The sequence below is a fragment of the Collimonas sp. genome (assembly GCF_039923675.1).
Classification (GTDB): domain Bacteria; phylum Pseudomonadota; class Gammaproteobacteria; order Burkholderiales; family Burkholderiaceae_D; genus Collimonas.
On the sequence record NZ_JBDTCG010000037.1, the window covers coordinates 1 to 11476 of the forward strand.

Consider the following 11476-nt stretch of genomic DNA (forward strand, 5'->3'; position numbering starts at 1 on the left):
TTCCCGCGAACGCGGGAATCCATGTTGAATCAAGTACTTAAGTTGGATCCCCGCGTTCGCGGGGATGACGCTTTATCAGCAAATGACCGCTTTTCACGGTCAATCTGAGGTACGTAACTAATCAGGACAAATTATGACATTTCGCACAGATGCAAAGACAGTTCTTTCTACATGCATTCAGGACACATGTTACTACGGAAACATATCCTTTTACTTTTTGACACCCTGCGCCGAGTCTAAGCTACCGAAAAACCACAGCCGCTTATATGGGCAATTAACCTATCATTTTTGACGCCGGACAGCACTGGGGTATGATTGCACCAAGGAAATTCCTGCATTTCTCTTATGTTTCATGTAATGTATTGGCAAGGTTTTATTTACTGTTGCGATATGTTCCTTGTCGGCGGCGGGTTTCTCATGATCTCTCGGCTGCAACCTTTTCTAGCTTGAAATACTTTTGTGGGTTTGTCTTTTATGTTTTCTGTCGATCAATTACTTAATCCAATCAGCGAGTCAACGCCTTGCGGCGGCGACCTGTCTTTTTCCAGCGATCTTGACGCCATTGCCCATGCGCGCCGCTTCGACGATCCGTCGCTGGACCAGGGCGAATGGATCACCGAACTGAAAGAAGCCGACTGGGGTTTCGTCGTCGACAACTGCGCGCGGCTGATCGAAACCCAGAGCAAGGATTTACGCCTGGCGGTCTGGCTGACGGAAGCCAATGCCAAAGTCCGGAATTTTCGCGGACTGGCTGACGGCTACCTGCTGCTGGCCGGCTTGAGCGACCGTTATTGGGACATGCTGCATCCGGTGCCGGACGATGACGACCAGGAACTGCGGATCGGCAATGTCGGCTGGCTGTTGACGCGCTCAGTGCAACTGGTGCGCGAAATACCGCTTACTGAAGGCCGCGGCACAGCGTTCTCCACCGTCGCCTTCGAGTCTGCCCGCCTCCGTGCGGCGAATGAAGAACGCGGCAATGGCGATGGCGGCAACAGCGATGGCGTCAAGCTGGCGGATATCGAATCGGCGCGGCGCAAATCGTCGCCGGCTTTCTACGAAGCCCTGCTGGCGGACGCCAACTCATGCCAGCAAGCGCTGCTGCAACTGGAAAAATCGATTGATTTCCGGGTCGGCCAGGACGGGCCGGCTTTTTCTGCAGTCAAGGAAGCGCTGGAAAGCGTGATGTCGACCATCACCCGTTTTGCCCAGGAAGCCGGGATCAAGACTCGCCCTGCGGCGCAGGCAGATGGCGGCGGCAACGGACAAACCGCACCCAAGGTGCAACAGGAGGTGAGCAAGGTGGAGCACCAGGAACCGCAAGCAACACTGAACGGCCCGATACAGAACCGCACGCAGGCGTTGATGCAGCTGCGTCATGTTGCAGATTTCTTCCGCCGCACCGAGCCGCATAGCCCGGTTGCCTATCTGGCGGACAAGGCCGCCAGCTGGGGTGACCTGCCCTTGCATAGCTGGCTGCAGACGGTCATCAAGGATCCTGCGTCGCTGGCCCACGTCGAGGAATTGCTGGGTTTGCAGCAGAACCAGTCACAAGACCAGAACTGATTTACCGATCGCAGCCGCTATGCCGGCTGCGATCAGCCAAACTATTCCGGCTCTTGTTTTTATTGCGATACTCGGAACTCGATACGACGGTTGCGCGAGCGACCGTCGGCGGTATCGTTGGTCATGATCGGCCGGTCCGGTCCTTGCCCCGAAGTGACGATCAGGTCGCCGTTGATGCCCTTCTGCGTCAGGTAATCCTTGACGGCATCGGCGCGCGCCTTGCTCAACGAGATATTACGCGCCCTCAGGCCCTGGTTGTCGGTATGGCCGATGACTTCCACCTTCTTGTCTTTCAGCTTCGACAGCGCCGCCGACATTTCATCGAGAATGCGCATGCCGGAAGGCGTCAGCGTGGCTTGCCCGCTTTCGAATTCAATCGTGCGGTTAGCCAAGGTCTGGTCCAGCAAGCCTTGCTCCGACGCCGAAACCCGCAAGCCGTTCTTGACCGTATAGGTCGGATTCAGGTTGCCGGCGATTTCGCTGGCGATCTGCTGCCGCAGCGCTTCATTGCCGACCTCGCCGTTGATGCTGACGGTATTGCCGTCGATTTTCAGCTGGCCGCGGCTGACTTGTTTCAGACTCGGATTGAGCAGTTTTTGCACATAGCCGTTCCAGTTTGCCGGCGCCACCACCGAACCCACCGAGATCTGGTCGACCACCCGGTCGGCGCCATACAGTTCTTGCAACTTGCTCAGCGCGCTCTGTTTGCTGGCTTCGTCCGGCACCGTGCCGCTGACCAGGATCTGGCCAGGTTTGGGTGTCGCTACAGGGGGCGCCACATTTTGTGCCAGCGCCAGGTTCGACAGCAATAACGATGTCAGGGCAATGCTCAGATAACGCATGCGTCAGGCTCCAATAAATGCTTCACGAAACGAATCATGAGCCGATTTTAACGATAAGGTGGGCTGCGCCAGATAGCTGGCGATTTTTGTGATGCTGTAGTCGGTCTTGACCTGTTCTTCGACCCAGTTCGCATCCTCGAAAGAAATGTGATGCTCCAGCGCGACCTGCGGATCCATGATCGCCTGCAGGGTGCGTGGCGACGCGCCGCTGAAGCCGATCACCATCGCCGGCCGGTCGTTGATGCGAGTGACGAATGTCGCCAGCTCGAAATTACCGCGCAGCAGAAATGGCGTGATCAGATGCAGCCAGTAGGACGCCACCAGGTTACGGTATAGCGGATCTTCCGGCAACGGCATCACCAGGCTCTTTTCCAGACGCGAGGAAGCGCTCGCCATTACCGGCTGCAGCAAGATGCCGAGCGCCAGGATCAGATGGCGCAAAGAGCCCTTGAAACCGGCGTTGCGCAGCATGTTCTCCAATCCGCCTACAGTCTGGATTTCCATGAAATCGGTGAACGCCGCATGATACGCGCCGCTGCCGAGTTGCAAAGTAATGGCGGTGGAAGTCAGATTTTGTAAGGAAATGGCCGGATCGGTTGCCGCGATCACATCGGAAGCCTGGGTCTCAAGCCGGTTCCACAGGCGCGAAAACGCCATCGGGCTCTTCGCCGTAAAATCCTGCGGCTCGTCGATTTCCATGGTGCTGACGGCGAGGAAAGGAAAGCGCCGGTTGGCCTGATCGTTGCTGGCGATCAGATGGCCGGCGATGGCGCGCCTGCTGCGAGGGCCGATGAACGCGAAGTGCAAGGGGCTGACCGCATCGTAAGCGATCTTCCAGCGCGGCTCGGCGGACAGCAGATCCATGGCTTGCGCCAGCCACTCGTCAAGAATCGACACCAGCGGCACGTTGTCCGTGGCCTTGATGAAATCCCCGCGGCTGGGGATTTTCCCGAAATAACCGATATTTGCCAACTTTTCTCCAACGCTCATTGTCCTGCTCCTCCTGCAGTTGCCACGCCTGCCGCAGCAGCTGCAGTTGCCCCGGTTGTTCCTGTTGCCCCGCCGGCGGCCGGATTGGATACCGGACTCGCCGCCGTGCCTACGATAGTTTCCGGCAATGTCATGCCACGGAAGCCCTGCCCTTGTTGTGCGCTGCCATCAGGCTTGGCGCTGACTTGCGGGCTGCTGATGATCTTCAGATTGATCGGCACGGTAATATTTTCATTGGTCCAGCTGAGTTCGAAGTTACCGTCTTTACGCTTGCGCACCGCCGTGTTGATGAGGCGTTCCAGGCCGAAACGGCCCGGCTGGTTGGCGATTTCAATAGTGCGGCCGTCGAAAGTCACCGCCGTGATGCGGGCGCCGGCGACGCCTTGCGGATTAGGCCAGACAAAGTTGGTCCACTGCGCTTGCGTGTTGCGGTAACGCAGTTGCTGGCCGTCGATCTCGATGGTGTATTCGGTGGTGCCGGCTGCCGGCAGCGCCTGGATCTGGAACACCGTTTGCGCGTCTGCAGCGGCGCCACCGGCGCCAGCCGCGGCCGCACTGCTGGCGCCCAGCGGCGCAACCCAGCGTGAGAAGCTCGACACCATGGTCGGCGACAAGGTAATGCCCATGTCCGCCCAAGTCTTGGCTGCCAGCGTATCGCCGCGGCGTACCACCAGCGGTCCCATCGAAGAATTGACGAACTTGGCGATGCTGCCGTCCGGACCGAAAGTCTGGCCGATTTCGGCGCTGGTCGCCTCGATCTTCGAGTTGGCGGCAAACGGATATTTCTCCGCCAGGGTTTTCTGGAACGGCGCGTAGACTTGTGCCGACCAGGTACGGTTCATCTCGGCTTCGGTCGGCTTGATGGTGACCGCAAAAGCCTGGATCAGCGGCCGCACCAGGATCGGACGGATGGCCTGCTTTTGCGAATCGCTCATGCCGACCAGCATTTGCTCGTCGACATACTTGAGCGCATCGGCCAGCTCGGAACCGTTGCCGTTCAAGGTCTGCTGCATCAACTGGTTAGCGCCAGGGCCGGTATCACCCTGATTCTTGATCTGGTTGAAACGCGTCCGCAATTTCGACAAGGTTTCCATATAGCCGCGCATCAGCGTGGCGTTGTTGTCCTTGGCGCTCACCATGCGGGCGACGCCGGAAAACTCCTTGCCGACCGGTCCCAGCGGCGGCGCTACGCCATCCGCACTGGCGCTGGCATTGACGTTGAGATTCACGTTCACGCCGGACGGCGCCTGGCGCAGGATGGTTTGCTTGAACCAGGCGACCACGCCGTTTTGCGCGCGGCCCAGGCCGGTATTCAACAGCGACGGGTTGTCCCACGAAGTTTGCTCGTACACGGCGTTGACGAACTTGTTGATCGGTGAAGTGGATGGATCGCCGAAACGGTTCATCGCCTTGACCGCGTTGTCAAAGCCGCCGAGATCGGCGATATTCGCGCCCTGCATGAATTTCTGCCATTCCTTGGCGTACTCGGTCTTGTATTGCGTCACCAACGCCTTCTGGATCTGTTCCGGGCTGCCTTCCAGCGTCAGGTCGTCGCTGGAGGCGGTCTTGAGCACCCAGTCCGCGCTTTGCAATTCTTTGTTGGCCGCTTCCTTGAAGGCGCCCTGGATGAATTTCTCCCAAGCGTCGCGGGTGAAGGTGCCGGAAATCGCGTAGCTGCCGACGATCAGTTCCTTGTCCTGATCACCGACGATGCTGGCCACGGTGATCGACGGAAAACGGGTCGAGGCGCGCGCCTTGATATCCGCATACACGCGGTCGCGCGCTGCCATGCCACGCACCACGCGGCGCAGGCTGTCGCGCGACTGATCGACCAGGGTCAGCTTGCTTTCGATGGTAGGCCACGACGGATCGCTGATCTGCGACAGGTAGAAAGTCATCAAGCGTTCGGCGCTGCGGATCATCTGTTCGCGCGTCATGTTGCCGCGATTGCTTTCCAGCCAGCCGCGCCAGAAACGGGTCAGCTGATCGTTCAGATGGCTGGACTCGGCACGCTGCCGGTCGCTCAGCATCAGGTAGGTTTTCAGGGCGTTGTAGCCATCCTGGACATTGGTCGGCGAGGAATCCTTGTATTGCTGGGCAGCGCCGCTGCTGCTGCCGCTTGCTGTGGCCGAGGCCGTCGCCGCAGCATTGGCGCCAGCGACAGGAGCGGCAGCGCCGCCCGTGGCCTGCCCCAGTGCAACGGCCCCTGCTACAGGCAGAGAGACGCTGGTCAGTTGCACCGGATGCGACATCGGTTCCAGCTGACCGGAATGGGCGTTCATCTCCGACAGGAAGGATTCGATATTGGCGGTGACCGGCTTGAGCATGATCTCCTTGACGCCGGCGAAATATTCTTCACGCAGTTTCTGCTCCAGCAACTCGCCCTGATACAAGCCGAAGCTCAGCGAGAGCGGACGGCTGTTGTCATATTTTTGCAATTGTTCGATACGGTCTTGCAGGATCTCCATCGCTTCAAAGCGCGATTGCAGGTCGACCCGTTTTTCCTGCAGCTTGATGGCTTTGTCCAGATCTGCCTGGACGTTGGCGGTCAACTGGCGGTTGCCGATGTACGACCAGCTCCAGCCGGCCAGCGCCAGGCCGACGAAAGCGGTCGCCACAAAGAACATGGTGTAGCGCAAGCGGGTCTTGTGGCGGCTGGCGTATTGCGAGACCAGATCCTTGTCGGCGAAGATGACTTTGCGGAACAGGTTAAGCAGGAAGAAGCCGTGCTTGGAATGCACTTCCGGACGCTCAATCGCTTGCAGCTTGAGGTCGAAACGCTCGGCAATCCGCTCCGACGAGCTGCTGATGCCGCTGCCTTCCTGCAGTGCGCTGGTGAAATAGAAACCGCGGAAGACCGGCTTGAACTGGAACGGATTTTCTTCAAACAGGGTGGCGATGAAAGCGCGCAAAGAACTCTTCACCGAGGCAAATTCGAGCGGGAAGGTCAGCACGCCTGGCGGCAGGCGGTCGCCGCGACTCAAGGCCATGTTGGCCAGGCTGATTTCTTTCAGCCCCTCAAACAATTCATCAAAACGTTCATCGAAATGCGTCAGCACGTCCTGACTGCTGGTCTTCCTGCTGTAAGGCAGGGTCGCGCCCCAGACCCGGTCTTTTTCGCCGCGATCCATGTCGACGAAGAATTCGGTAAAGCCGGTGATCAGATCGGCCTTGGTGAACATGACGTAGACCGGCGCAAACACTTCCAGTTTCTCGGTCAGCTCCTGCACCCGCTGGCGCAGGTTCTTGGCCAGGTTGATGCCGAATTCAGGACGGTTGCCGGCCAGTTCAGCCACGCTGACAGCGATGATGATGCCGTTGATCGGCGCCCGGCTGCGGTGTTTTTTCAGCAGGCCGAGGAAGCTGAACCACTCGGCGCGGTCTTCCTCATGCACGGAATAGCGCCCAGCGGTATCCAGCAGGATGCCGTCGGTAGTGAAGAACCAGTCGCAGTTCCGGGTGCCGCCTATGCCCTGCACGATATTGCTGTTCTTGTCAGCCAGCGGGAATTGCAAACCGGAGTTGGCTACCGCCGTGCTTTTACCGGCGGCAGGATTACCGATGATCATGTACCACGGCAGTTCGTATAAGGCAGTAGCGCCGGATTTTTCACCGAGCTTGGAATTCTTGATGGTGGAGATCGCTTCCAGCATCCGCTTGCGGATGGTTTCGGTTTCATCGCGGCCGACGGTGCTGGGCTTGTCGCTGGCTTTCTCGGCCTGCCCTTCCAGCATGTCGCTCAGGTTTTTCGACGCGGTTTTAGTACTCTGCTTGCGATACAGCCAGACCAGGCCCCAGATCAGCAGGATCGCAGCCAGAAAGGCGATGACCCATAAACCGTCGACTTGCAAAGCATCCGCGGCAAGAAACAGAAAACAGGCGAGAGCCACAAAGCCGACGATTGCCAGAGTGCGTTTATTCGTCAAAAATTGCCAAATTCGTTGCATAGGTATCAGTAATTAAGTAGTTGATTCTTTTGAAAGTGATGCAAAACCGCAAACGCCATCGGCAGCCATGACGATAGCCGTACTCAAGGTCAAACCACCATGTCCGTTGCTTTTACGCAACAACATAATTGATTTGGCTGCCCCGGGCCCGATGCGTTTCTACATCAACCTAAACGGTGAATCTGGATTGCGCTACACAAGTGGCCGCAGCTTGCCGCATAACTTTGGCTGCGCCACCGCATGAAATTTCATTGTCCGAACCTGTCAATCGCCTTGCCATGCCACCCCTCTTTTATCGTATCGTTCAAAAAGAGCTACTGTATCTTTTCATTATCTTTTCATTACGCCCGGCTTGCGGAACTCTACGTGCCCCAGGTCCATCATTTTCCAGCGCCCGCCCCAGGTCAATCCGACCGATTCCGCCACTTCACCATATAGCTGATAACCGCGCATGGCCCACGGGTCTTTCTCGGTAATCACCAGCTTGCCGTTGCGCATGAACGCTGAATCTGCCGCCAAGCCATACTGGTGATAACTCTGGAACGCCTTGGCATTGGTAACGCTGCCCCCCATCTGCGCCAGGGCATTCTGCCGTTCAGGACTGCGATAGCCTTCGATAATCACCATGTCATAACCATGCTGCTCTTTCATGATCTTGAAAGTCAGCAACAAACGCTGGGTAAAATCCGCATCCAACTGTTGCCAGTTACGGCTGGCGGTATCCAGCATCGGCCGCACTTGCGCCACTTCCTGGGTGGTAAATACCTCAGGCGGCAACGGTGGCGGCGGCACCAGCTGTTCTCCTTCCAGCAACGCGGCGATCTGCTGATTCACGACTTGCCCTGAATCATCATAGCTGCCGAGCATGCTTTTTCCACTCAACATCCAGGCAATTAACGGAGGAATCAGCACAACTGCCATTCCTGCGAGTAAAATCAAATGATGTTTTTTAACAAACTGCCAAGTCGAGAGTCTCGACGCTTGCAGGTTTTGTGTAAAGGATTTTGTTGTCCGGGACCGGCGTTCTTTCCAATTCTGTACATGCGCGCCGATTTGTTGCCGCCTCTTGAGCAATGCAGAAAAAACAATCTCGCGGGCGACCGGAAACAACAGCAATCCCGAGATGCCGCAAGCGAGCAGGAAATAAAGAGCAACGGCTAAGACCAACGCAAACACCTTTCGTGAATATTACCAAAAAAAAATTGTACTTTTTTGGTAATATATTGCCAGTTGACATATTTAGTTGTCAGAGAGTATACCTTATCAAACTGGACGTCACGTCGGTCTGTGTTCAATACCTGACATTTGGAGAATTGTGTCTTGCAACCATCAGAAGAAACCGCGCGTGGCTCCGTAAAACCGAATTTGTTATCGGGATCGACGCCGACAGAAAACAGTAGCGGGAGCATCCTGAATGCCCTGGAGGGCAAGGAGTCTCCGGCGAGAGGCATTGCGCAAAAGAAATCCGGTGTATTCCGCGGCGCAATTGTGGTGGTCTTGCTCGCAGCGATTGGCGCGGGTGGATTTTTTGCCTGGAATCAACGCAGCGGCCAGCTTGCCGATGCGACGGCAGCGAACGTGCCGGCGACATCGGCGCCCAAAGAAAAATTGCCGGCAAGCACTCCAGTTCTCGCAGCTAACACGCCAGCGCCTGAAAAAACCGAATCGCAAGCTGCAGTGATCGAAAACGATCCTGCCGCGCATACTGATAAACCCGACGCGGCCGCCGACGAAGCGTCGGGCGACCCGCGCGCCAAGCTGACGGAAAGTCTGGAAGCCGGTGTGCCGGTCACCGCCACTTCGCTGAAGAAAGCGCTGGAAGAACCGAAGCCGGCGAAACCGAAACCGGCAGCCAAGAGCGTGAATGCGCCGCTGGTGAATCGTAGTGCGCCGGAGAAAAAAGCCGCAGTCGCACAGAAGCCGGCAAAAGCCGGAAGCACGCCTGCCGACAGCGACGTGAATATCCTGACCGCGCTGGTGTCGCATGGTGATAGCGTGACGGAGCCACCTAAAACCAAAGAGACTGCGAAGTCCCGGCAGCAAGCTAAAAAGAAGGCAGCCGAACCGGTACTCGCGCAAAACACCGCCGACGAGCCAGATATTGTCGAACGCAAAAACGGCGACAGTACCGCCGGCCTGCTGCAACGTTGCAAACAGCTGGGCATCATCGAAGGCGAGCTGTGCCGCTGGCGCATTTGCTCCGGACGCTGGGACACCGATACCGCATGCAAGGTCAACAGATGATGCACGGATAAGTTGCTGCAGGCGGCATCAAAAAAGGACACCGATATTCTGGTGTCCTTTTTCTTTTCCATCGCGCTTATCCGAGAGGGACGCAATCCAACTGGCTTGTGCGTCCGCTCTGCCACTGACTACATAACACCGCCGGTGCTGATCACAGCGCGGCCAAACTTGAGGCCGACCCCGCTCTCCTTCCGCTCAGCGCACATTCACCTCGACCCGCCGCGCCTCGGCATTGTCGCCACTGCCGGTTGTCACTTGCGGCTTCTCCAACACGATCGCCTCTTCGGCCACGCCGGCAATCAGCAGCAGGGCTTTCACGCTCTTGGCGCGCTCCTTGGAAATTTCCTCGTTCTTGGCCGGATCGCCGGTGGTGTCGTGAAAGCCGCTCACCACGACTTTGGCATCGGGCTTGGCTTTGGCGGCGTCAATAATCGCCGCCAGTTTTTCGGCGGTATCGGACGGGGCTTCGGACTTGCCCGATTCGAAGTAGATCACGGCGACAGATGACGATGCCTGCGCTGAAGCGGCAGGCGCGCTCTTGTCGACAATGATCTCAGTCATTGGCGGCGCGGCGACCGGTACCGGCACCAGAACCACCTCTTGCCCCACCGCCTGGTGCATACCGGTAGCCGGCAACAACGGCACCAGCAGCAAGGCCACGATGTTGATGATCTTGATCAGCGGATTAACCGCCGGACCGGCGGTGTCCTTATACGGATCGCCAACGGTGTCGCCGGTGACCGCCGCCTTGTGCGCTTCCGAACCCTTGCCGCCGTGGTGGCCGTCTTCGATATATTTCTTGGCGTTGTCCCAGGCGCCACCGCCTGTCGTCATCGAGATCGCCACGAACAGGCCAGTGACGATGGTGCCCATCAACAGACCGCCGAGCGCTGCCGGGCCGAGGATCAGGCCGACCAGGATCGGCACAACCACCGGCAATAGCGACGGGATGATCATTTCCTTGATCGCCGAGGACGTCAGCATGTCGACCGCCTTGTCGTACTCCGGCTTGCCGGTTCCATCCATGATGCCCTTGATGTCACGAAACTGGCGCCGTACCTCGACCACCACCGCGCCGGCGGCGCGGCCCACCGCCTCCATCGCCATCGCCCCGAACAGGTAGGGGATCAACCCACCGATAAGCAGGCCGATGATCACCAAGTGGTTCGACAGGTCGAAAGTGAAGATCTGCCCCGGGTTGTTGGCCTGCAGGTTGTGGGTGTAATCGGCAAACAGCACCAGAGCCGCCAGTGCCGCCGAACCGATCGCGTAACCCTTGGTCACCGCCTTGGTCGTGTTGCCGACGGCATCCAGCGGGTCGGTGATTGCACGCACTTCCGGCGGCAGGTCCGCCATCTCGGCGATACCGCCGGCGTTGTCGGTGATCGGTCCGTAAGCGTCCAGCGCGACGATCATGCCCGCCATCGACAGCATCGCGGTGGCGGCGATGGCGATGCCATACAGTCCGGCCAACTCATGGCAGGCCCAGATCGCCGCACACACCGCCAGCACCGGCCAGGCGGTCGATTTCATCGAGATGCCCAAGCCCGCAATGATGTTGGTGCCGTGCCCGGTGGTCGAGGCCTGGGCGATGTGCTGCACCGGCTTGTACTGGGTGCCGGTGTAGTACTCGGTGATCCAGACGATGGCGCCGGTCAGCGCCAGCCCGACCAGTGCGCACAGGTAGAGGTTCATCGTGCCACCGGCGAAGTCGGCCATCAGCATGGTGGTCACCGGGTAGAACGCGATGGCCGACAGGACCGCCGACACGATCACACCTTTGTACAGCGCGCCCATGATTGAACCGCCGGTTTTCACCTTCACGAAGAACGTGCCGATGATCGAGGCGATGATCGACACGCCGCCCAGCACCAGTGGGTACAGCGC

General features: G+C 58.3%; 7 protein-coding genes. 2 read left to right on the top strand and 5 right to left on the bottom strand.

All coding sequences use genetic code 11. The features are described from left to right. The first annotated feature begins 474 nt into the window (after nt 1–474). Entirely contained in the window at nt 475–1566 is a 1092-nt protein-coding gene (gene tssA / locus ABI171_RS07310) for a type VI secretion system protein TssA (RefSeq protein ID WP_348091929.1), read from the top strand. A gap of 59 nt (nt 1567–1625) precedes the next feature. On the opposite strand, the gene ABI171_RS07315 is transcribed toward tssA, so the two are convergent. The 4 genes from ABI171_RS07315 to ABI171_RS07330 all read right to left on the bottom strand — a co-directional run bounded on the left by ABI171_RS07315 (nt 1626) and on the right by ABI171_RS07330 (nt 8512). Beyond that, nucleotides 1626–2408: an OmpA family protein gene (locus ABI171_RS07315; protein ID WP_348091930.1), complete on the bottom strand. Its 783-nt coding sequence runs from the start codon at nt 2406–2408 to the stop codon at nt 1626–1628. Between the two features lie 3 nt (nt 2409–2411). After that, nucleotides 2412–3398, bottom strand: a complete 987-nt coding sequence (gene tagF / locus ABI171_RS07320; protein ID WP_348091931.1) for a type VI secretion system-associated protein TagF — start codon at nt 3396–3398, stop codon at nt 2412–2414. Continuing rightward, nucleotides 3395–7345, bottom strand: a complete 3951-nt coding sequence (gene tssM / locus ABI171_RS07325) for a type VI secretion system membrane subunit TssM (protein WP_348091932.1) — start codon at nt 7343–7345, stop codon at nt 3395–3397. Before tssM ends, tagF begins: the two co-directional genes overlap by 4 nt. Before the next feature lie 330 nt (nt 7346–7675). Continuing rightward, complete coding sequence (locus tag ABI171_RS07330; protein ID WP_348091933.1) at nt 7676–8512, bottom strand: M15 family metallopeptidase; 837 nt, start codon at nt 8510–8512, stop codon at nt 7676–7678. 153 nt (nt 8513–8665) lie between these two features. On the opposite strand from ABI171_RS07330, the gene ABI171_RS07335 reads away from it, so the two are divergent. Then, nucleotides 8666–9589 carry a hypothetical protein gene (locus tag ABI171_RS07335; protein WP_348091934.1) on the top strand — a complete coding sequence of 308 codons (924 nt, stop codon included), beginning with the start codon at nt 8666–8668 and terminating at the stop codon, nt 9587–9589. A 195-nt stretch (nt 9590–9784) separates the two neighbouring features. Here the strand turns inward: ABI171_RS07335 and ABI171_RS07340 are convergent. Then, nucleotides 9785–11476: sodium-translocating pyrophosphatase (locus ABI171_RS07340; protein ID WP_348091935.1), on the bottom strand; the 1692-nt coding region annotated here is incomplete at its 5' end.